The sequence below is a fragment of the Bradyrhizobium sp. ERR14 genome, from assembly GCF_014198235.1.
Taxonomy (GTDB): Bacteria; Pseudomonadota; Alphaproteobacteria; order Rhizobiales; family Xanthobacteraceae; genus Bradyrhizobium.
In genome coordinates, this window is the sequence record NZ_JACIHD010000004.1 from 228290 (window position 1) to 249616 (window position 21327).

24 protein-coding genes are annotated in these 21327 nt (G+C 65.0%); 9 read left to right on the top strand and 15 right to left on the bottom strand.

The genetic code is table 11. The features are described 5' to 3' along the window. The first annotated feature begins 103 nt into the window (after positions 1-103). The 5 genes from GGD62_RS14295 (at position 104) to GGD62_RS14315 (ending at position 4500) form a co-directional block, all read left to right on the top strand. Positions 104-901: a MotA/TolQ/ExbB proton channel family protein gene (locus GGD62_RS14295; protein ID WP_183708867.1), complete on the top strand. Its 798-nt coding sequence runs from the start codon at positions 104-106 to the stop codon at positions 899-901. Next, positions 898-1584, top strand: a complete 687-nt coding sequence (locus tag GGD62_RS14300; protein WP_018316554.1) for a hypothetical protein — start codon at positions 898-900, stop codon at positions 1582-1584. The genes GGD62_RS14295 and GGD62_RS14300 overlap by 4 nt, the downstream gene beginning before the upstream one ends. After that, positions 1577-2182, top strand: coding sequence for a hypothetical protein (locus GGD62_RS14305; RefSeq protein WP_018316553.1), 606 nt, complete (start codon positions 1577-1579; stop codon positions 2180-2182). The genes GGD62_RS14300 and GGD62_RS14305 overlap by 8 nt, the downstream gene beginning before the upstream one ends. Positions 2183-2313: 131 nt before the next feature. Continuing rightward, positions 2314-3054 carry a metallophosphoesterase gene (locus GGD62_RS14310; protein WP_018316552.1) on the top strand — a complete coding sequence of 247 codons (741 nt, stop codon included), beginning with the start codon at positions 2314-2316 and terminating at the stop codon, positions 3052-3054. A gap of 6 nt (positions 3055-3060) precedes the next feature. Next, positions 3061-4500 carry a bifunctional serine/threonine-protein kinase/universal stress protein gene (locus tag GGD62_RS14315; protein ID WP_183708868.1) on the top strand — a complete coding sequence of 480 codons (1440 nt, stop codon included), beginning with the start codon at positions 3061-3063 and terminating at the stop codon, positions 4498-4500. 24 nt (positions 4501-4524) lie between these two features. Here GGD62_RS14315 and GGD62_RS14320 read toward each other — a convergent pair whose 3' ends face one another. The 4 genes from GGD62_RS14320 to rpe form a co-directional block, all read right to left on the bottom strand. Continuing rightward, a complete protein-coding gene (locus tag GGD62_RS14320; RefSeq protein WP_018316550.1) occupies positions 4525-4716 on the bottom strand; it encodes a hypothetical protein in 192 nt (63 codons plus the stop codon). A 210-nt stretch (positions 4717-4926) separates the two neighbouring features. After that, positions 4927-5067: a hypothetical protein gene (locus GGD62_RS14325; protein WP_177237224.1), complete on the bottom strand. Its 141-nt coding sequence runs from the start codon at positions 5065-5067 to the stop codon at positions 4927-4929. A 90-nt stretch (positions 5068-5157) separates the two neighbouring features. Continuing rightward, positions 5158-5745 carry a hypothetical protein gene (locus GGD62_RS14330; protein ID WP_018316547.1) on the bottom strand — a complete coding sequence of 196 codons (588 nt, stop codon included), beginning with the start codon at positions 5743-5745 and terminating at the stop codon, positions 5158-5160. 47 nt (positions 5746-5792) lie between these two features. Then, positions 5793-6494, bottom strand: a complete 702-nt coding sequence (rpe, locus tag GGD62_RS14335) for a ribulose-phosphate 3-epimerase (RefSeq protein WP_183708869.1) — start codon at positions 6492-6494, stop codon at positions 5793-5795. A gap of 254 nt (positions 6495-6748) precedes the next feature. Between rpe and GGD62_RS14340 the strand changes: the two genes are divergently transcribed. Beyond that, entirely contained in the window at positions 6749-7540 is a 792-nt protein-coding gene (locus GGD62_RS14340; RefSeq protein WP_183708870.1) for an EF-hand domain-containing protein, read from the top strand. A 13-nt stretch (positions 7541-7553) separates the two neighbouring features. Here GGD62_RS14340 and GGD62_RS14345 read toward each other — a convergent pair whose 3' ends face one another. From GGD62_RS14345 to GGD62_RS14355, 3 genes are read right to left on the bottom strand one after another with little or no spacing between them, the layout of a single operon-like run. After that, entirely contained in the window at positions 7554-7766 is a 213-nt protein-coding gene (locus tag GGD62_RS14345) for a KTSC domain-containing protein (protein ID WP_018316544.1), read from the bottom strand. A gap of 51 nt (positions 7767-7817) precedes the next feature. Then, complete coding sequence (locus GGD62_RS14350; RefSeq protein ID WP_183708871.1) at positions 7818-8813, bottom strand: P1 family peptidase; 996 nt, start codon at positions 8811-8813, stop codon at positions 7818-7820. A gap of 58 nt (positions 8814-8871) precedes the next feature. After that, complete coding sequence (locus GGD62_RS14355) at positions 8872-11679, bottom strand: PAS domain S-box protein (protein WP_183708872.1); 2808 nt, start codon at positions 11677-11679, stop codon at positions 8872-8874. Between the two features lie 245 nt (positions 11680-11924). Here GGD62_RS14355 and GGD62_RS14360 point away from each other — a divergent pair, with 245 nt between their 5' ends. Further along, a complete protein-coding gene (locus GGD62_RS14360; protein WP_018316541.1) occupies positions 11925-12311 on the top strand; it encodes a response regulator in 387 nt (128 codons plus the stop codon). 81 nt (positions 12312-12392) lie between these two features. Here the strand turns inward: GGD62_RS14360 and GGD62_RS14365 are convergent, their stop codons facing one another. From GGD62_RS14365 to GGD62_RS14385, 5 genes are all read right to left on the bottom strand, one after another. Then, entirely contained in the window at positions 12393-13511 is a 1119-nt protein-coding gene (locus GGD62_RS14365) for a branched-chain amino acid ABC transporter substrate-binding protein (protein ID WP_018316540.1), read from the bottom strand. Positions 13512-13672: 161 nt separating this feature from the next. Next, positions 13673-14416, bottom strand: a complete 744-nt coding sequence (locus tag GGD62_RS14370) for an ABC transporter ATP-binding protein (RefSeq protein WP_026201689.1) — start codon at positions 14414-14416, stop codon at positions 13673-13675. Continuing rightward, a complete protein-coding gene (locus GGD62_RS14375; RefSeq protein WP_091965931.1) occupies positions 14413-15246 on the bottom strand; it encodes an ABC transporter ATP-binding protein in 834 nt (277 codons plus the stop codon). Before GGD62_RS14375 ends, GGD62_RS14370 begins: the two co-directional genes overlap by 4 nt. Continuing rightward, on the bottom strand, positions 15243-16562 hold the full coding sequence (gene livM, locus GGD62_RS14380) for a high-affinity branched-chain amino acid ABC transporter permease LivM (protein ID WP_179734204.1): 1320 nt from the start codon (positions 16560-16562) through the stop codon (positions 15243-15245). Before livM ends, GGD62_RS14375 begins: the two co-directional genes overlap by 4 nt. 9 nt (positions 16563-16571) lie before the next feature. Beyond that, positions 16572-17489 carry an ABC transporter permease subunit gene (locus tag GGD62_RS14385; RefSeq protein WP_183708873.1) on the bottom strand — a complete coding sequence of 306 codons (918 nt, stop codon included), beginning with the start codon at positions 17487-17489 and terminating at the stop codon, positions 16572-16574. 273 nt (positions 17490-17762) lie between these two features. Here GGD62_RS14385 and GGD62_RS14390 point away from each other — a divergent pair, with 273 nt between their 5' ends. Together GGD62_RS14390 and GGD62_RS14395 are read left to right on the top strand one after the other, a co-directional pair. After that, positions 17763-17942: a hypothetical protein gene (locus tag GGD62_RS14390; RefSeq protein WP_183708874.1), complete on the top strand. Its 180-nt coding sequence runs from the start codon at positions 17763-17765 to the stop codon at positions 17940-17942. Positions 17943-18244: 302 nt separating this feature from the next. Then, positions 18245-18781: a hypothetical protein gene (locus tag GGD62_RS14395; protein WP_183709016.1), complete on the top strand. Its 537-nt coding sequence runs from the start codon at positions 18245-18247 to the stop codon at positions 18779-18781. On the opposite strand, the gene GGD62_RS14400 is transcribed toward GGD62_RS14395, so the two are convergent. Genes GGD62_RS14400 through GGD62_RS14410 form a run of 3 tightly spaced genes read right to left on the bottom strand, consistent with a single transcriptional unit; the run spans position 18743 to position 21322 of the window. Next, a complete protein-coding gene (locus GGD62_RS14400; RefSeq protein ID WP_014494190.1) occupies positions 18743-19135 on the bottom strand; it encodes a carboxymuconolactone decarboxylase family protein in 393 nt (130 codons plus the stop codon). The two genes, GGD62_RS14395 and GGD62_RS14400, sit on opposite strands and share 39 nt — an antisense overlap. 20 nt (positions 19136-19155) lie before the next feature. After that, positions 19156-19938, bottom strand: a complete 783-nt coding sequence (gene pcaD / locus GGD62_RS14405; protein ID WP_018316532.1) for a 3-oxoadipate enol-lactonase — start codon at positions 19936-19938, stop codon at positions 19156-19158. Between the two features lie 28 nt (positions 19939-19966). After that, positions 19967-21322 (bottom strand): 3-carboxy-cis,cis-muconate cycloisomerase, encoded by a 1356-nt coding sequence (locus GGD62_RS14410; protein WP_183708875.1) that lies wholly within the window; start codon positions 21320-21322, stop codon positions 19967-19969. Positions 21323-21327 lie beyond the last annotated feature (5 nt).

A 21327-nucleotide genomic window follows, 5' to 3' on the forward strand; every position in this document is an offset into this window, starting at 1 on the left:
CAAGCCGGATTGGGCATGGGTCTTTGGACCTGATACGGCGGCTTTGATCTAATCGACCGGAAATCTTTGCAGGCCAATCGTTGCGGGCCGGGAGCAGTGCAGCATGAGTTCGATCACGATTGGACCGATCGCGGGAACCGGGACCGACCCATCCGAGCGTAGCGCGCTCCTGTTCTGGATGATCTTCACGGGGCTCTCGATCTTCGCCGTCGTGCTGCTATGGCGGTTCGGCCTGATCCATTTGATGCTGACCTCGGACCGGACCTACATTTCGAGCGTCATCGCGGTGCTCTATGTTCTGACCTGCGGCCACTGCTTCCTGCGCACGCGGGCGATCGCGCGTGAAGGCGCAGCGGCGCGGCGCTGCCGCGAGGCGCTCGCCGCGCCTGATGGCGGCAAGGTGCTCGATGCGAGCGCGGCGGCGCTGCCGCGCGGCCTGGTGCGCGACCACATCCAGAGCCTGGTGACGAAAGCGGCCGCGCAGGGCTACCGCCCGGTCGACCAGACGCTGCTGCTGCGGACACTCGCGGACCGGCTGCGCGGCTCCAATGGATTCGGCGCCTTCGTCTCGGATACGCTGATGAAGCTCGGCCTGCTCGGCACCATCGTCGGCTTCATCATCATGCTGGCGCCGATCGCGGGGCTGGATGCCGCCGACAAGGTCGCGATGCGCTCCTCGATGGGGCTGATGAGCGACGGCATGGCGGTCGCGATGTACACGACGCTCGCCGGCCTCGTCGGCTCGATCCTGGTCCGTATCCAATACTACATGCTGGATGCCGCGACCCAGCGGGTGTTCTCGGATGCGTTGGTGCTGACCGAGACCTATGTGACGCCGGTGCTGGAGCGCAAGGGGTCTGAAAAGGGGTCTGGGATCAAGGGTGCCGGGATCCCGTCATGATGGATGATTTCGGTCTCTATCCGCGCGAGGAGCCGTTCGATCCGCTGGGCGTGATGCTGTTCAAGGCGCTCCAGGTGATCGCGTTCCTGTTCTTTCTTGCGCTGCTCGCGGTCTCCCCGGATGCCAAGGAGGGCAAGATCGATTCCAAGGCGGAGTTCATGATCACGCTGGACTGGCCGGACAGCCACCCCGACGATCTCGACCTGTTCGTGCAGGATCCCGCCGGCAATATCGCCTGGTACCGCCATCGTGAGGCCGGCTTCCTGACGCTCGATCGCGACGACCGCGGCGGGGCCAACGACTTCATCATCGTCGCTGGCAAGAAGATCGCCTCGCCCATCCGCGAGGAGATCGTCACCGTGCGCGGCATCCTCGCCGGCGAATACACCGTCAACGTCTCGCATTTCGTGGCGACGACAGGTGAGCCCGTTACGGCCAATGTGAAGGTGCAGAAGCTCAATCCGACCGCGCAGGTGGTCTTCGACAACAAGTTCACGCTCGATCACACCGGCGACGAAAAGACCGCGGTGCGGTTCCGGATCGACGCCGAAGGCAAGGTCGTCAATGTGGACCAGCGGCCGAAATCGCTGCTGGAGACGTTCCGCAGCAGCTGGCGCAACGGGGCCGATCTCGACCCGAGGACCGGGGTGAGCAGTAACGCCAAGAGGATACGCCGTGACTAATCTGCAAACGGTCATCCTCACGCTGTCGGTTGCCTATGCCGTGATCGGTGCGCTGCTGCTGATCGTGCTGGTCTATGGGCGGCTGCACTGGTCGTTCAAGGCGGTCGCGGTGGTGGTCACCAGCGCGTTCTACATCGTCAGCTTCAGCGAGATGCGCGGCCTGCTCGGTTGGGCCAGCACCGACCGGCTGCCGACGACGTTCAAGCTGCTGAAGTCCCGCATCGTCGAGCCGCATTCGCTTCAGGGTGACCCCGGCTCGATCTATCTGTGGGTCGAGCAGCTGGACGAGGACAATCGCCCGAGCGGCATTCCGCGCGCCTTCCGCGTGCCCTACGACGACAGGCTCGCCGACAAGACCCATGCCGCGGAGAACGAGATCGCTCTGGGACATCCGCAAGGCGGCCGCGCCGCCGATTTCGGCGGCGGCGATGGCAGCCTCATCGATATGGTCCGCGAATATGTGACGCCGAAGACCATTTTGGAGACCACCGGCGGCGATTCCTCGACCGGCGAATTCCTTGCCCCGCCGGCAGGCGCGCAAGGCGCCGTGTTCACGCCGATACCGCCGCCCCGGATGCCGCCAAAGGACGAGCAATAGGCCCTTCGTCATCGCCGCAGGATCATCACCGCAAGGCTGCGCTGGTAAACGGCGCGGCGCTGGCGCATGGTTTTGACCTCCCTCAATTTGGCCTTACCGGCCTTCAATAAGAATTGGAGGGTGGAGGGTGCGTGCTCCTAGCTGTCTTTTCGGATATCCATGGCAACAGACAGGCCTTCGAGGCCTGCCTGAAGGCCGCCCGCGCGAGGGGCGCGGAGCGGTTCGTCCTGCTTGGCGATTTCGTCGGCTATGGCGCCGATCCGGAATGGGTGGTGGATACCGCGATGGAGCTCGTTGCCCAGGGTGCGATCGCCGTCCGCGGCAATCACGACCAGGCGGTCAATTCCTCGACGGAGACCATGAACGCCGAGGCGCAAATCGCAATCGAATGGACCCGCGGCCGGCTTGATACCGCGCAGCGGCGGTTCCTGACCGAACTGCCGATGCTGGTGGAGGATAGCGATCGTCTCTTCGTGCATTCGGAAGCCTCCAGCCCCCAGCGCTGGCACTATGTCCGCTCGACGGTGGACGCCGCCAAGAGCCTGATTGCAACGCCCGCTCATGTCACGTTCTGCGGCCACATCCATCGTCCCGCGCTCTATTCGATGTCGGTGACGGCCAAGATGACGAGCTTCGTGCCGAAGACCGACGTTCCGGTGCAGCTTCTGCGCGGCCGGCAATGGCTCGCCGTGCTCGGCTCGGTCGGCCAGCCCCGCGACGGCGATCCGTCGGCAGCCTTCGTCTTGTTCGACACCGAGACGTGCCAGATCACCTACTGCCGCGCGCCCTATGACATCGGGACCGCGGCGGACAGGATTCGCGACAACGGCCTGCCGCACTGGCTCGCCGATCGGCTCTCGCAGGGGCGCTAGAGGCCGATGCCGAAGCCCCTGGTCAAATCCGGTGCGTTGATCGATGGTTACACCATCGGTGAATGCGTTCATGCCGGCGGCATGGCGACGTTGTGGACGGTCACCCATCCCGGCATCGATGTACCCTTGCTGATGAAGATCCCGCGGGTGTCGGAGGGCGAGGATCCTGCCGCGATCGTCTCCTTCGAGATGGAGATGATGATCCTGCCGCGGCTGGCGGGTCCGCACGTCCCGGCCTGTTTCGGCACCGGCGATTTCGCGCACCAGGCCTATGTCGTGATCGAGCGCATCGGCGGCACCACGCTCTACAAGCGGCTGCCTGACCTGCCGTTGCCCTACGACGAAGCGCGGCAGCTCGTCGCCAAGATCGCAACCGCGCTTGCCGATCTCCACCGCCAGAACGTGATCCATCACGACATCAAGCCGAGCAGCATCATGTTCCGCGAAACCGGCGAGGCGGTGCTGATCGACTACGGCCTGTCGCATCACAACCACCTGCCGGATCTTCTGCAGGAGGAATTCCGCCTGCCTTACGGCACCGCGCCCTACATGGCGCCCGAGCGGCTGTCAGGGGTGCGCGACGATCCGCGCAGTGATCTGTTTTCGCTCGGCGTGCTGCTCTATTTCTTCACGACTGGCGAACGGCCGTTCGGCGAGGGCGAGACGATGGGCGCGATGCGGCGCCGGCTGTGGCGCGATCCGTATCCGCCGCGAAGCTTGCGCACCGACTACCCGCTCTGGCTTCAGGAAATAGTGTTGCGGTGTCTCGAGATCGAGCCGGTATGGCGCTATCCGACGGCATCCCAACTCGCCTTCGATCTCGTCCATCCGGACCAGGTCAAGCTCACCGCGCGCTCGGAGCGGGTGAAACGCGACCCAATCGGCGTCGCATGGCGTCGCCGCTTCAACCAGGGTGTCATGGCGCCGCGCGCGAAATCGGATGTCGCCGCCCAGATCGCATCGAGCCCCATCCTCGCCGTCGCGCTCGACACCGTGGAAGGCGCACCGGAGCTGAACGAGGCGCTGCGCGTGACTACCGAGCGCATCCTTGCCACCTTGCCGTCAGCACGGCTTGCCTGCGTCAACGTGCTCAAGCTGAACCGGATCGCGATCGACCGTACCCTGGACGAGCAGGGGTCCAACAAGCATATCGACCGCCTGGTCGCGCTCAGGCATTGGGCGACGCCGCTCAAGCTGGATGAGAGCCGGCTGTCGGCTCATGTGCTGGAGGCGGTCGATCCCGCCGCCGCGATCCTGGAGTTCGCCGAGGTCAACCAGGTCGACCACGTCATCATCGGCGCGCGGCAGAGCTCGTTCAGGCGCACGCTGCTCGGCAGCGTCTCGGCCAAGGTGGCTTCGGAAGCGGCCTGCACCGTCACCGTGGTGCGGCCGCCGCGGATGGCTGGGGACGCCGGCGAGCCCAATGACGGCGAAGTGCCGGGATAGGCCGCCTGTCGACTTGAGGCTGGATCAGGCCGCGTGGACGGAGTGAACGGTGCGCTTGCGGCGGATCGGCCAACAGAATTGCGGGCCGGGCTCGCCGTGATCCGGACTGCCGCCGAAATATTGGATGATCTCGCGGCAGGGCTCGCAATTGAACAGGTTACGCGACGCGGATGCCTTGGTCATTTCCTTGAGGCAGTTCGGGCAGTGCGGTTTCATGGGAGGTGGTCCGGAAAAGAGTGTCTCAGTGTCGGCGCCGCGAAGGAAACGAATGATCGAGGTCCGAACAGTCGAACCCGGCATCGTCGTCTAGCCCGCCATCGGCTCGCTCGAGGCGGCCGAAGAAATAGTCGAGGCCCGGATGCGGGCGGCGCGGGATCCGGCACCTGCGCTTCGGCTGGCGCTTCACGAGTGCGATCTGCATGGACGTCAGCCCCTGTCGCGGGCGCGACGGATGTTGCGGGCCGAACGGGCCGGAGCCTCGACCGGGCCGGCCGACGGACCGAGCACGACAAACGCACTGAAACCAATCCACAACGCCACGCCAGTCCAAACCAGGGTCGTCGTCATGATGTGCTCCCGCGAAAACAGGCAGGAATCACTTGCAGTGATTTGCACGAATCAGTGAAGTCCGGATGAGTACGGACGAAGGCTACAATTTTAAGCTTTACCCGTAGAAGCCGCAATTCTTTCCAGGTGCGACCGACTTACTTTGCCGGTGCGCGCATGATCGAGGATATCCCGGATGCGCCGTGCGTCTCGAACGCAGCGAAACCCATAGCGCCCGGTGTAGTCGGTATCGGGCGAGCGGGTCGAGCGCCCTGACGCAAAGTTGAGGTGGCCGACGCCGCCGCCGATGTCGAGGATTTCGAACACTGCATCCATGGCGTCGAACGAAGTAGCCGTCACGCTGCGTCTGCTCCAGGCCGTGCGCACGATCAGCGCGCGGTGGTCAGTGATCACATAAAGCGTTTGCAGGTCTTGTAGCAGCATAACGAACGGAGCTGCAACAATCCCAACTCCAAGCATCGCGAGAGGTTGGGTCGCTTGGTCGATCCAATCGTTCCTGACGGCGATGACGGTCAGCAACAACCAGGGAAATCCGATACACCAGAGAAATCGCCACATTGCCGCGCGGGCGATGCCGTCGGGCTGCCCCTGCCAGACCACTTGCTCTCCATCCTGAAGGGACTCGGCGAGAAGACGAAGCAGGCCGGCAGAAAACGGAGTGGCGCGGAGTTCATCCATCCCCGTTGGTCGCAGCGGCAGCAGCTCCGGTTCGGACAGCGATGGTCTCAGATCGCCTCGCCGCGTGCCCCCAGTGCTGCGTTGCGGATCGCGGCGATGTTGGCTTTGTACGAGTCCAGCGTGCCGCCCCTGAACACCGACGTGCCGGCGACGAAGGCGTTGGCGCCGGCCGCGGCGAGCGCGCCCGCAACTTCGGGGCCGACGCCGCCATCAACCTCGATGTCGATCGGACGTCCGGCCGTCATCGCGCGGATGTCGCGAATCTTGCCGATCGTGGAAGGGATGAAGGCCTGGCCGCCGAAGCCGGGATTGACCGACATCACCAGCACGAGGTCGACGAGGTCGAGGACATATTCGAGCGTGCTGATCGGCGTGCCGGGATTGAGCGAGACGCCGGCCTTCTTGCCGAGCGCGCGGATAGCCTGGAGCGAGCGGTGCAAATGCGGACCGGCCTCCGCATGCACCGTGATGTGGTCGCAGCCGGCTTTCGCAAAGGCCTCGAGATAGGGGTCACAGGGCGAGATCATCAGGTGCGCGTCGAACACCTTCTTCGTGTGCGGGCGCATCGCCTTGATGACGTCGGGGCCGTAGGAGATGTTCGGGACGAAGTGACCGTCCATCACGTCGAGATGGATCCAGTCCGCGCCGGCGGCGTCGACGCTGCGCACCTCCTCGCCGAGCCTGGAGAAGTCCGAGGCCAGGATCGAGGGCGCGATTGCCAGGGGGCGGGGGGCGAAGGCTTGGGTCATGGCGCGGTTTCCCGTGGCGGCCGAAAGAAGATTGGGCCTCGCTAACATGGGCCTCCGCGGTCGGCAATGCAGGGCAGGCGTGCTTCCTGTGGGCGGAAATTTCTGCCGCGACCGGCATGATTTGCCGGTGTTCCCGGGCCGTTGAAGGTGCGGTGGCGGCGGATTTCATTGAGCTTTTTGCGCTGGCACGACGCTTGCTGACGTTACCCGACAGAACATTGGCCGCGGCATGCCGCGTCGGTTGGAGTTGTGCAATGCTGTTAGCCCTTGGCGCCGTGTCCAGCGCGCTCGACGCGATCCAGTCGCTGACGAATTCGAAGTCGTCCTCGTCGACGCAGAAGGCCGGGTCGACGCAGAAGGCCGGATCTTCGCAGGGCGCAACCAACCCGTTCGCGATCGACAGCAGCGCGGGCAGCATGACGACCTCGTTGGTCGGCTCAGGCAGTCCGCCACAGATCGCGCCGGAGACGATGAACGCGCTGCTCGCCGCGCAGAGCCAGTCGACCGACGGCGCGAGCAGTTCGGCGAGCTCGACCTCGTCGAGTTCGTCGTCCTCGATGTCGAAGGGCCGGGAGGCTGCGCTCAAGGATCTGTTCTCTCAGATCGATGCGGACGGCGACGGCAGCATTACCAAGTCCGAGTTCGAGGACGCGCTGGGCGCCGGCGGCACCAACCTCGCGCAGGCCGACGATGTCTTCTCGAAGCTGGATGCGAACGCCGACGGCAACGTCAGCCTTGACGAGATGTCGAAGGCGCTGAAGAGCGGCCACGGGCACCATCACGCGCAAGGCGCCGGCGGCGCGGGCGATGGCTCGGATTCCTCGTCGAAGCCCAGCGGCGGATCGACCACGACCACGACGACCGCTGCCGACGGCTCGACCACGACGACCGTCACCTATGCCGACGGCTTCAAGATGTCGACGACGGTGCCGGGCGCCTCCAGCCCCCGCAATTCGGCTTACGATCTGTTCGCGCAGTTGATGCAGCAGCAAGGCGGGCAAGGCTCTTCGGCGGCTGCCGGTTCGTCGATGTCGATGAGCGTGTGAGCGGCATCCGAGGTCAGCCGGCATATTCGTGCGTGATGTCACGATAGGCGTACCGGTCGCGGATCTCGTGGTTGAAGAACGCCCCCTTTAAGCGCGTTTCCCTGAACGCCGCGGCGACCTCGGGCGGAACATCCTCGTAGACATAGAGGCGTCCGCTAACGAAAGTCACCTTCAGCTCGCGCGTTTCCGGCGCATAGCGGAAGAAGCGGATCACGGAAGACGGCATGGCGGTACACCTTGGCCCCGCCAGGACAACGCCGTATCCGCCGTTTCGTTTCTAGCCGAACCGGTCCATCCAGGCCGGCAGCGCTCCCGGGAACGGTAGCGCGGCTGCGCTATAGACGCCGCGGGCGATTGCGCGCGCGACCACGTTGGCCGCGACGGTGCCGAGTTCGGTGAGGCCGACCAGCGGATCGATCGGATTCTCACCGGTGGCGGCCGCAAACAGCACGTCGCCATCCGTCGGTGCATGCACCGGGTAGATCGCGCGAGCAAAGCCGGTGTGTGCGATCATCGCGAGCCGCTTGGCCTGGGGCTTGGTCAGCACCGCGTCGGTGACGACCGCGCCAATGGTAGTGTTCTCGCGCGCGTTCGCGGCAGGGCCGCCCTTGATGCGCATGCGGAGCATGTCGTCTGTGAATTTGTCCGGCAGGCCGCGTCCGCCGAACTCGCCGTTCACCTCGAACGGCGCCGCCCAGAACCAAGGTCCGTTGCCGACGGTGACGCTTCCCACCGCGTTGACGGCGACGATCGCGGCGACCTTGACGCCATCGGGCGTCACCGCCGAGGCCGAGCCGAGCCCGCCCTTGAGCGTTGCGGTGGTGGCACCGAGGCCGGCGCCGACGCTGCCGATCGCGAAGTCGGTGCCGGCGGCGGCCGCCGCGGCGTAGCCGAGGTCGCGATAGGGCGAGAACCGTCCCCAGGCCTTGTCGCCCCCATTGAGCAGATCGAACAGGATCGCGCCCGGCACGATCGGGATCAGCGCTTCCCGAACCCGGTGGCCGCGGCCCTGCTCGGCGAGCCAGGCCTGCACCCCGCCGCCGGTATCGAGACCAAACGCGGAACCGCCGGACAGTGCGATCGCGTCGACGCGCTCGACGGTGTTGGCGAGATCGAGCAGTGCATCTTCGCGCGTGCCGGGTCCGCCGCCGCGGACGTCGATCGCCGCGACCGCCGGCTGGTCGAAGATGATCGCGGTCGTGCCGGAGGCCACTTTCGTATCTTCGGCATGGCCAACGCGGACGCCGGCAATATCGGTGAGCAGATTTTTCAAGGCGGCCTCATCGTTGAGTGCAGTTCGCGATGTGCGATAGCGCAGGGAGGACGCAGGCTCAACTGGCGAGTGCCGTCCTGAGCATCTTGGCAAGCTCGGACTTGCGGTAGGGCTTTGCCAGCAGCAGCACGCCGGAATCGAGCCGGCCGTGGTGGACGATGGCGTTCTCGGTGTAGCCCGAGGTGAACAATGTCTTCAGGTCCGGACGGCGGCGGGCGGCTTCATCGGCAAGCTGGCGACCGTTCATGTTGCCCGGCATGATGATGTCGGTGAAGAGCAGGTCGATGGTCTTGTCGTTGTCGATGATGGTCAGGGCCTCCGCGCCGTTGGCGGCCTCGAGCGCGGTGTAGCCGAGGCTCTTGACCTGGGTCACCACATATTGCCGCACCAGCGCATCGTCCTCGACGATCAGGATCTTCTCGTCGCCGCCGGTGATGGGCGCGTTCTGGAGCACTTCGATCTCGGTCTCCTGCACGCCGCTCGAGCGCGGCAGGTAGATCTTGACGCTCGTGCCATGGCCTTCCTCGCTGTAGATCTTGACGTGGCCACCGGACTGCTTGACGAAGCCGAACACCATGCTGAGCCCGAGCCCGGTGCCCTTGCCAACCTCCTTGGTGGTGAAGAAGGGGTCGAACACCCGGTCGATCAACTCCGGCGGAATTCCGGAGCCGGTGTCGCTGACCGCGATCATCACGTAACTGCCGGCGACCATGTCGGCATTCATGCTGGCATAGCCGTCGTCGAGGAAGACGTTGCGGGTCTCCAGCACCAGGGTGCCGCCATCGGGCATCGCGTCACGCGCGTTCAGCGCGAGGTTGAGGATCGCCGTGGAAAGCTGGCCGGGGTCGACCAGAGCCGGCCATGCATCCTCGGTGAGCTGCGGCATGATGGTGATCTGCTCGCCGAGGGTGGGGTGCAACAGCTTGGCGGCTTCCAGCGCCAGCGCATTGACGTCGATCTCGCGTGGCTGGAGCGGCTGCTTGCGGGCGAAGGCTAGCAGATGCTTGGTCAGCTGCGCGCCGCGCTCGGCGGCGTCGTCGATCAGCTTGGTGATCGCAGCCAGCTCGGGCCGGTCGGCGACCGCGTCCGACAAGATGCCGATCGTGCCGGTGATCACGGTCAGCACGTTGTTGAAGTCGTGAGCGACGCCGCCGGTCAACTGACCGATGGAATCCATTTTCTGGACCTGCCGGAACTGGGCTTCGGCGGCCTGCTTCTCCGTGAGATCCCGGCCGATGAAGAAGTGACGCTTCACCGGCTCGGACCAGGTGCCCATCCAGTTCAGCGTGACCTCGTGACCGTCGTAGTGATAGTAGCGCGCCTCGAAGCTGCGCTTGACCGCACCGCGCCGCGCCGCGCGCATCTCCTCCCGGGTTCTATCGAGGTCGTCGGGGTGAATGAACTCGGTGGCGCTGTGCCCGATCAGATCTTCCGGGCTGAAGCCGAGGATGTCCTTCACGCTGGGGCTGACCTGGATGAAATTGCCGAAACCGTCGGTGACCAGGATCAGGTCCTGCGAGGTCTCGAAGATGCGCTGGCGCTCCTCGATCTCGCGGCGAAGCTTTTCCCTGGATTGCTTCTCCTCGGTGATGTCGTGAGCGATCTTGGAGGCGCCGATGATCTCGCCGCTCTCCGCCCGAAGTGGCGAGACGTTGAGGACGACGTCGAGCGCGCGACCATCCTTCCTGAGACGGACGGTCTCGTGCTGGGCAATCGACTCGTTGCTGCTGATGCGATTGAGAATGCTCCTGACTTCCGGCTTGCGGTCCTCAGGCACGATGATGTCGATCGGCTTGCCGACGGCCTCTGCTGCGGAATAGCCGAACAGGTGCTCGGCGGCACGGTTCCAGCCGGTGATGGCGCCGTTGAGCGACTGGGTGATGATGGCGTCGTTGGAGGATTCGACGACGGCGCCATACAGCGCGAGGCGCTTGCCATAGAAGTCGCGATCCGACGCCGATTGCTCGCGCAGCCTGCCGACAAGACCCACCGTCCGGGCCTGAAGGCGAACATTCTCGATCAGCAACACCGCCAGCACGAAGCTCGACGCGCAGAGGCCATAGAGACGGCCGGCGTAGAAACCGAGATCGAAGCGCACGACGTTGACGATCGCAGACAGCGCGATGTCGAACAGCCATGCGCACATCACGACCATGAGCCATATGTCGATCACCGAATGCGGGCGCCGGAACCACAGCGAAACGAGTGCGGCGAAGCTCAGCGACCAAACAAAAGACACGACCCCGATCATGGTCGGTGTGTATCGGCTGTCGCGGAGCAGGACCGGCAACAGATCGTGCTGGGCGGTGACGATCCAGGTGAAGGCAGCCATGGCCACGATGACGCCGAGCACGATGGCGTAGATCACGTTGCTTGTCGTGCCCCGGATCGTGGGGCCGCCGTCCTTTTCCTTCAGCCAGGCATAGCCCAGCACGAACAGCGGGAAGGCGCCGTGCCAGACCATGTAGAGCCAGACCGTGGTCTGACTGCCGGCGCCAAACAGCCCGGTCGGCGCGAACAGGCCCGGGAAGGTGAGGGCATGGACCAGCGCTGCCGCGGCGGTGAACAGGTAGCCGGTCGACAGCCACAACAGGGCGCGGGTCCGCAGCACCGAAAACTGCGACAGCAGCAGCACTGCCGTGATGATGTCGCTCACCGCCAGGGCGGATTGGTAGCTCGCCACGAAGGCCGGAACCGGCGACAGCTGGATACCTGCGAACGGAACGGCCAGGGCGAACAGGATCGAGGAGACGCCGACGATCCACATTGCCGCGGTCCGGTCGGCCGGTGCGGCCGGCAGCGTTGAAAGAAATGTGCTTCGGTCGATCGCAGGCACGTTCATCTCATGCAGACCCGTTTTGAGCATCTCCGCAGTTCCAAGATACGGCAGTCTTGATCTCCACGGTCCCCACGGTAGCCCGTTCCGGGCGCGTGTCGTGAACTGTTGCAGTGACGACTCAACCGAAGGTTACAGCTTACTTAATTTTGGTGGGAGCGCGGAATAGGGATGGGTAAGATGCGCTTTACTGGGCGGTGTCATAATGCCCTGCCGCCGCGGCGGGTTCCAGGCTTGAATCATACGATTTGGATCAATCTGTGGGGGTTGTTCCCATGCCTCGTATTCTCATCATCGACGACCAGAAGGACGTGCGCGCGATGGTCGCGATCGTGCTTCGGGTCAACCGTTACGAGGTTGCCGAGGCCGACAGCGGTGCGGCCGGGCTGAAAACCTTCGCGGAAGGCTCCTTTGACGCGGCAATCGTCGATATCTTCCTTGGTGACACCAGCGGCGTCGACGTCATCGCGAGCCTGCGCGAACGTGCGCCGGGACTTCCCATCATTGCGGTGTCCGGGATGACGACGCTCGATTTCCTGGACCAAGCGCCTCACCTCGCCAACGTGGTCTGCCTGCAAAAGCCGTTTCGGCCGAACGACCTCCTGCAAGCACTGCGGAAGGCCCAGGCTGCGGCCAGCGGCGAACTGCCTGCGGCCGTCTGAACCGCCCGCGAAAAGAAACGCCCCGGGCGAGCCGGGGCGTGGTGACGATCGTATGGCGGCCCGAGGGCGCGTCAAGCGGGCTTAGGTGCCGTTGCCCTTGATCTCGGCATAGTTGCCCTTCGCGTCCCATTTGTAAACGACGTAGTCGATCTGCTTGATATCGCCCTTGGCGTCATACTCGATCGGACCGATCACGGTGTCCCACTTGCCGGCCTTCATCGCCTCCATGACCTTCTTGGCGTCGGTGGTGCCGGCCTTCTTGGCCGCCTGCGACCACACCTGCATCGCCGCGTAGGTGTAGAGGGTGTAGCCCTCGGGGTCGATATTCTTGGCCTTGAAAGCCTCCACGATCTTCTTCGCGGTCGGCTTGTTGCGCGGATCGGGGCCGAAGGTGAACAGCGTGCCTTCGCCGGCCGGGCCGGTGATGGAGGCGTACTCCTTGTCGGCGAGCGCGTCGCCGGCCATCAACACGGTCTTGAGGCCCTGGTCGCGCATCTGACGCAGGATCAGGCCGCTCTCCTGATGGTACCCGCCGACATAGACGAGGTCGATGTTGTCACGCTTCAAGCGCGAGACGATCGCGTTGAAGTCCTTGTCGCCCTTGTTGTAGGACTCGTACATCTTCTCGGTGACGCCGGCCTTGTTGAGCGCCTTCTTGGTCTCGTCGGCAAGACCCTTGCCGTAGGTGGTCTTGTCGTTGAGGATCGCGATGTTCTTGCCCTTGTAGTTCTTGGCGATGTACTGCGCCGCGATCAGGCCCTGCTGATCGTCACGACCGCAGACGCGCGCCACGTTCCAGAGCTTGCGCTCGGTGAACAGCGGATTGGTCGAGGCCGGCGTGATCTGCAGCACGTTGCCGTCGGCATAGGCTTCGGAAGCCGGGATCGACGACGACGAGCAATAGTGCCCTGCCACGAACGGGATCTTCGCGCCGGCGATCTTTTCGGCGATCGAGCGCGCCTGCTTCGGGTCGCAGGCATCGTCCTCGACGGAGAGCGCGAGCTTCTTGCCGTTGACGCCGCCTGCGGCATTGATATCGGCCACGGCCATTTCGGCGCCGTTCTTCATCTGGCGGCCGAAGGCGGATTCGCCGCCGGTCATCGGGCCTGCGACTGCGACGGTGACATCCTGCGCGAACGCCGCGCTCGAAAGCGCGATCGACGCGCCGAATGCCAGACCGATGAGCTTCAGTGACTTCATGAGATACCTCGCGGGTGGTCGCCTGTGGAAGTTGCCGGGCGTGCCCGGTTCAAACCGGCGCCATTCTCGAATGAATTTACCGAGAAGTCACCGGCAAAATACGGGCATCGGCAGAGATATCCCGCCACACGGGGCCGCACGCGGGTCGGGCTGCCGGCCGGTCAGCCGTGCCGGCCGCCTTCCAGGTAGGCCGCGCGAATCTCGGGGCGCTGCAACAATTCGGCGCCGGTACCGGCCAGCGTGATCAGGCCATTGACCATGACATAGCCGCGATGGGCGAGCTTGAGGGCGTGGTTGGCGTTCTGCTCGACGATCAGGACGGTCAAGCCGTCCTGCCGGTTCAGGGTGCGGATCGCATCGAAGATCTGGCGCGCGATCAGCGGCGCAAGGCCAAGCGAGGGCTCGTCGAGCAGGAGCAGGCGGGGACGGCTCATCAAGGCGCGGCCGATCGCCAGCATCTGCTGCTCGCCGCCGGACAGCGTTCCGCCGCGCTGGGCGTAGCGTTCCTTCAGCCGCGGAAACAGCGTGAAGACGCGTTGCAGCGTCGCCTCGCGTTCGCCCTCGGTGCATTCGGTGGCATCCGCCCCCATCTGGAGGTTTTCCGCCACGCTCATGCGCGGGAAGACGCGGCGGCCCTCCGGCGATTGCGCAATGCGCAAATGCGCGATCTCGTGGGTGGGGACGTCGGTGATGTCGCGGCCTTCGTACAGGATCTGGCCGGCGCGGGCGCGCGGCTTGCCGAAGATCGTCATCATCAGCGTCGACTTGCCGGCGCCGTTGGCGCCGATCAGCGCCACGATCTCGCCGGCATTGATCTCGACGTCGACGCCCTTCAGCGCCTCGATCTTGCCGTAGGCGGCGCGCAAGCCCCGGATTGCGAGCAGAGGAGAGGGCGCCGCGGTCACGACCCGCCCTCCATCACGGCTGCCGCCTCTTCCTCGTCGGCGCCGAGATAGGCGGCGATCACCTTGGGATCGTCGCGGACCTCGCGCGGCGTGCCTTCGGCGATCTTGACGCCATGGTCCATCACCACGATGTGGTCGGAGATCTCCATCACCACCGACATGTCATGCTCGATCAGGAGGATCGAGGTCCCGAGCTCGTCGCGGATCGAGAGCAGGAGCTCGCTCAAGGCCGCGCTCTCGCGCGCATTGAGGCCGGCGGCGGGCTCGTCCAGGCACAGAAGCGCGGGTTCGGTGCACATCGCGCGCGCGATCTCGAGCCGGCGCTGGTCGCCATAGGCGAAATTGCCGGCGGCATCGTCGGCGCGGTCGAGCAGATTGACTCGCTTGAGCCAGTCCGTGGCGAGATCAATCGCGCGCTTTTCGGCGTCGCGATAGCCGGGGGCGCCGATCAGGCCGAGGAAGGTGAAGCCGGAGGCGCGCATCAGTGCGTTGTGCTGCGCCACCATCAGGTTTTCCAGCGCGGTCATGCCGGGAAACAGCCGGATGTTCTGGAAAGTGCGGGCCACCTTGGCTTGCTTGGCGATGCGGAAATCGTTCAGCCGCTCCAGCGCGATCGTCCTGCCGCCGTCATGGGTGAGGCGAATGGCGCCGCCGCTCGGCTTGTAGAATCCGGTGATGCAGTTGAAGACGGTGGTCTTGCCGGCGCCGTTCGGCCCGATCAGCGCGGTGATCTTCTTCCGCTCGGCGGCGAAAGAAAGGTCCTGCACGGCGACGATGCCGCCGAAACGCATGGCGAGCCGGTCGACGCTGAGAATCTTGTCGCCGCTCATCCGTGGCCTTCCTTGACGAGGTCGGAGGAGATCGCTTTCGCCTTGGTCAGATACACGGTGGGTGCGCGATGGCCGATCAGGCCGCGCGGCCGCCAGATCATGATCAGCACCATGGCCATGCCGAACACCAGCATGCGATAGCCCTCGAGGCCCCGGAACAGTTCGAAGCCGCCGATCATGGCGAGCGCGGAGAGCGCGACGCCGAGCTGCGAGCCCATGCCGCCGAGGACGACGATGGCGAGCACCAGCGCCGATTCCTGGAAGGTGAAGGATTCCGGGCTGATGAAGCCCTGCCGGGTGGCGAAGAACGCGCCGGCAAAGCCGCCGAACATCGCACCCGTCGCGAACGCCGTGAGTTTGGTGGTCGTGGTGTTGATGCCGAGCGCGCGGCAGGCGACCTCGTCCTCGCGCAAGGCTTCCCAGGCCCGTCCGATCGGCAGGCGGCGCAGGCGGATCGTCGCCCAGTTGGTGAGCAGCGCCAGCGCCAGGATCAGATAGAACAGGAAGACGATGCGGTGCGTCGGCGAATATTCGATCCCGAGCCTGGCGGCGAGCCCGTCATCGCTGTTGTCGAGCGGGATGCCGAAGAAGGTGGGGCGGGGAATGCCGGAGACGCCGTTGGGGCCACCGGTGAGATCCTGCCAGTTGATGATGACGAGGCGGATGATCTCGCCGAAGGCGAGCGTCACGATGGCGAGATAGTCGCCGCGCAGGCGCAGCACGGGGAAGCCGAGCAGGACGCCCCAGAAGGCGGCGAGGATGCCGGCGAGCGGCAGGCAGATCCAGAACGACCAGCCGAAATTGGTGGCGAGCAGTCCGTAGGAATAGGCGCCGACCGCATAGAAGGCGACGTAGCCGAGATCGAGCAGGCCGGCGAGGCCGACCACGACGTTCAATCCCCAGCCCAGCATGACATAGGTGAGCACCAGGATCGCGAGGTCGAGAATGTAGCGCTGGTTATAGAAGATCACCGGTACCAGCAGCGTGAAGATCAGGAGCGCCGGCGCGAGGTAGCGGCCGATGAACGATATGCCGCTCTGCACCGCCGGCGGCACCAGCTTCTCGGCGCCGGTCGGGCCGATCCATTGCCGAAGCAGCTCGATCACGATCGAACCGCCGAACACGGCGGCGACGATGGAGGCGAGGTCGCCGAAGCGGGTCCAATAGGTGAGCTGGCCGGAGGCGCCCGCCTCGGTGCGGATGCCGATCATCAGCGAGAACAGCACCAGCGCGATCAGCGCGTTGATGAAGGCCGTCTTCAGGAGAGCGACGATGCCCGTTGCAGGTTTGGCCGTGTTGATCGAGGGAGCTGTCACGCGCGACCGTCAGACTTTTTCGACTTCGGGACGGCCGAGCAGGCCGGTCGGCATGAAGATCAGCACCACGATCAGGATCGAGAACGCGGCGACATCCTTGTACTCGACCGAGAAATAGGCCGACCAGAACGTCTCGATCAGGCCGATCGCGAGGCCGCCGAGCATGGCGCCGGGCAGCGAGCCGATGCCGCCGAGCACCGCAGCGGTGAACGCCTTGATGCCGGCAACGAAGCCCATGAAGAAATCGACGAGGCCGTAATAGAGCAGGTACATCAGGCCCGCGACCGCGGCGAGCGCGGCACCGATCACGAAGGTCATGGAGATGGTGCGGTCGACGTCGACGCCGAGCAGCGCCGCCATGGTCTGGTCCTGCTCGCAGGCGCGCATGTCGCGTCCGAGCCGGGTGCGCGACACCAGCCAGGTGAAGAGGGCCAGCAGCACGATGGTGGTGATCACCACCATGATCTGGATGTTGGAGAGCTGGATCACGAAGCCGTCCGTGCTCTCATGCAGGGTGTAGCCGCCGGTGATGAAGGGCGGGATCGGCTTGACGCGCGCGCCTTGCGCCACTTGCGAAAAATTGGTCAGCACGAAGGACATGCCGATCGCCGACAGCATCGGGGCGAGGCGGAAGGAGTGGCGAAGCGGCCGGTAGGCGATGCGCTCGATGGTCCAGCCATAGAGCGCGGTGATCGCCATCGAGACCAGCAGCACGACCAGCAGGATCAGCGGGATCGCGGCCAGTCCGAACGAGATCAGGATCAGGAAGGTGATCAGGGCGATGAAGCCGCCGATCATGAAGACGTCGCCATGGGCGAAGTTGATCATGCCGACGATGCCGTAGACCATCGTGTAGCCGATGGCGATCAGGCCGTAGATCGAGCCCAGAACGAGACCGTTGATGAGCTGCTGGGCGAAGTAATCCATGGGCTGCCGTACCAAACCTGACGCGGGCTCAAAGGGAGCTCTTAGGAGAGTGGGTTTCTTGGGCCGTTTCTTGGGCCCCGGCAGCCCCTAGCATTCTTCCGGATTTGTAACAGGAGGGAACTGGCGGCTGCAACAGCTCACGCTCCGGCAAAAGGTCTTGTACAGAGCTCATTTGGCGCGGTTCCGCAACTGCGAGGAACCCGGTTCCGCGGGCAACCAAAGCTGATGCCGGCCGTTAACTCGCCTCTGACGTCCAACAAGGGAGTTCCCCGAATGACGAAGCAGCAGAACCAGAATCCGGGTCAGCAGAGTCAGAACCCCGGCCAGCAGCGCCCAGGTCAACAGCCGGGCCAGCAGCAGGGCGGCGGCCAGAAACCCGGACAGCAGCAGAACGATCCGATGCGCCAGGGCGATCGGCCCGGCCAGCAGCAGGGCGGCCAGCAGGACAAGTAATTTGGGAGCCCGAGAACGAAGGGTAGTGAGGAGGGCCCCGCCGCAAGGCGGGGTCTTTTTTTGGGGGGCAATTGTTTGCCGCGTTATTCCGGGATGGTGCGTTAGCACCAGACCCGGAATCTCGAGATTCTCAGGTGCGCAATTGCGCACCATAGCTCGATGCTGCGCATCGCCCCGGAATGACGAGGGCAGGGCAGTTAAGGTAAACAAAGGGTTTAAATTGCCGCCACAGTCTGATGCGAGTTAGCTCCCGGCAAAGCCTTCCCAGCGGAAGGCGCGTGGTCGACGAAGCGGGAAGCGGCATGTTCAGGAATTGGCGGATCGGCTCGGTCAACGGCGCGCTGCTGGCGGCCTATTTCATTCCGGCCTGGACCATCGTCGCCTTCAACATCATCGTCGCGCCGGTGCACGGCCTCTACGAGCGGCCGAGCGTTGCCGTCGCACTGTTCCTCAGCGACCATCTCCAGATGGCAGGGATGAGCACGGTGCGCGCGGCCTGGCTGCTTGCGCTGGGCCGGCTCACAGTGGTGGCGTTCTTTGCGATCTATCTCGCTCTGCTCTGCGTGCCCCGAATCCGTAAGTCCGGCGGCAGCGATGAGGCGCTCGGGATCGCGCTGGCGATCGGCAGCCTGATCTCGTTTGCCAGCATGGTGATGGCTTCGAAGGTCGGCGAGATGGCCGCGCTCCGGCTGCATGCCACCGAGCTGCTGCTGCTGCTCGGTGCTGCCATCGTGATCCTGATCGAGCGGCCCGATGCTGCTCCGCAGATCGTCGAGAACCCTGCCGAGATCCCTGCCTCGCTAGGACTTGAGCAGGCCGAGCTCCTGCACAATCGCTGAGGCTTCCTTGACGGCGTGGTTCGCCGCCGGCACGCCGCAATAGATCGCCTGCTGCAGCAGGATTTCCTTGATGTCGTCGGGGGTGAAGCCCCCCTCCGCGAGCGCCGCACGCACATGCAGGCGAAACTCGTCCCATTGCCCGAGCGCGACCATGGTGCCGATCACCAGCACCCGCCGCGTGCGCTCGTCGAAATGCGGCCGCGTCCAGATTTCGCCCCAGGCGTAGCGGGTGATCATGTCCTGGAAGTCGGTGTTGAAGGCGTTGCGGTTCGCGATCGACTTGTCGACCCAGGCATTGCCCAGCACCTTCCGTCGCACGTTCATGCCGGCATCGCGGCGCTTCTGGTCGTCCATTGTGTTTCTCCGGATAACAACTAGCGCTGCGTCAAAAATCCCACCACCGCATCCGTGAACGCGTGCGGCTGCTCGACGTTGGAAATGTGGGCGGCGTCGATGATGGTCATGCTTGCGCCCGGAATATTCGAGCGGATCAACTCACCCGCCGAGATCGGCGTCGCCATGTCGTGGCGGCCGGCGATCACCAATGTCGGGCTCTTGATTTTCGGCAGCAGCGCGCGCTGGTCGAGCGTCGACAGCGCCTCGCAGCAGGCGAGGTAGCCTTCGACGGGCGAGGCCAGCAGCATCGACTTCATCTTCGCGGTGATGTCAGGCTCGCGCTCGCGGAAATCCTGCGTCAGCCATCCTGCGATCACGGCATCGGCGACCGCGGCGATGCCGCCCTTCTTCACGGCGTCGATGCGCTCCAGCCATTTGGTCGGCTCGGCATAGTAGCAGGAAGTGTTGGCGAGGATGAGCTTGCCGAAGCGCTCCGGCGCGTTGGCGCCCAGCCATTGCCCGACCATGCCGCCCATCGAGAGGCCGCACCAATGCACCTTCTCGATGTTGAGGTCGTCGAGGATCGCGAGCACGTCGCGGCCGAAGCGCTCCATGGTGTAAGGGCCGGGCGGAACGTTCGACTTGCCGTGGCCGCGGCGGTCGTAGCGGATGACGCGAAACACCTGCGTCAGCGCCTTCATCTGGGGCTCCCACATCTGCAGCGTGCAGCCGAGCGAGTTGGAGAGCATCAGCGTCGGCCCGCCGTCGCGGCCCTCGACGGAGACGTTGAGCAGGCAACCGTCGGCATCGATCATGGGCATGCGGCGTCTCCGTCGTACTTTGCGGTTCTTATTCGCGGTCGAGGCTGTCGAGCAGCCGGTCGATCAAGGCTTGGGAAGCCCCTTGATAGGCCATCGGTTCGAACAATGCCGCAATTTTTTCCGGCGAAAGGTGCGCAGTGACCTGCGAATCGGCGGTCAGCACCTCGCGCAGATGTTTCTTCTCGGCAACCGCGCGCTTGCTGGCGGCCTCGATGAGATGATGCGCCTCGCTCTTGCCGATCTTGTCGGCCAGCGCGAAAGTGACCGCTTCCGCCATGATCAGCCCGTGGGTTGCATCGAGATTGCTGCGCATGCGCGCTGCGTCGACGTCGAGGCCCTCGGCGATGTCGACGATGGCGGCCAGCGCGCCCGATGTGACCAGCATCAATTGCGGCAGCGTCGGCCATTCCGCGTGCCAGGGGCCCGCGCTGCGCTCATGATCCTGCACTTGAGCCGCAAATATCGTCGCGGCAAGCTGCGGAGCCATTGTAGCGGCGCCCAGCGCGCTTGCGGCGGAGACCGGGTTGCGCTTGTGCGGCATGGTCGAGGAGCCTCCGCGGCCTTCGCCGGCGGGCTCGAAGGCTTCGCCGACATCGGTCTGCATCATCAGCGAAACGTCGCGCGCGATCTTGCCGCAGGTTCCTGCCAGAATAGCGAAAGCCGAAGCGACCTCCGCGATGCGGTCGCGATGGGTGTGCCAGGGCGCTTCCGGTAGCGGCAGGTTCAGCTCCTGCGCGAGACGCTCTGCCACGGCAAGCCCCTTGTCCCCGAGGGCCGCGAGCGTGCCAGCGGCGCCGCCGAATTGCAGCGCGAGGCCCTCCCGGGACAGCCGCCGCAGGCGGCATCGGGCGCGGGCGAGGCTTGCGGCATATTCGGCGGCCTTGAGCCCGAACGGCATCGGCAGCGCGTGCTGCAGCCAGGTCCGTGCCACCATCGCGGTGTTGCGATGGCTGCGCGCCAGCGCGGCGAATCCCCTGATGGCGCGGCTGAGGTCGGCGTCCAGCGCATCGAGGCCGGCGCGAAGCGTGAGCATGGTCGCGGTGTCGATGACATCCTGGCTGGTTGCGCCCCAATGCACGTAGCGCGCGGCCTCCGTGTCTGCCTTGCCGACATTGGCGGTCAGCATCTTGACCAGGGGAATCGCCAGATTGCCCGATCGCGTCGCGGCCTCCGCCAGCGCCGCCATGTCAAAGGAATCGGCCTTGCATGCGGCCTCGATCGAGACCACCGCAGAGGCCGGAATCACATCCGTGGCGGCCTCCGCGCGTGCCAGGGCTGCCTCGAAATCGAGCATGTTCTGCAGGGTCGACCGGTCATCGCAGACCGCGCGCATGGCGGCGCTCGACAGCATCGGTGCGAGCAGGGGGGAGAGGGATGTGCTCATGTTGC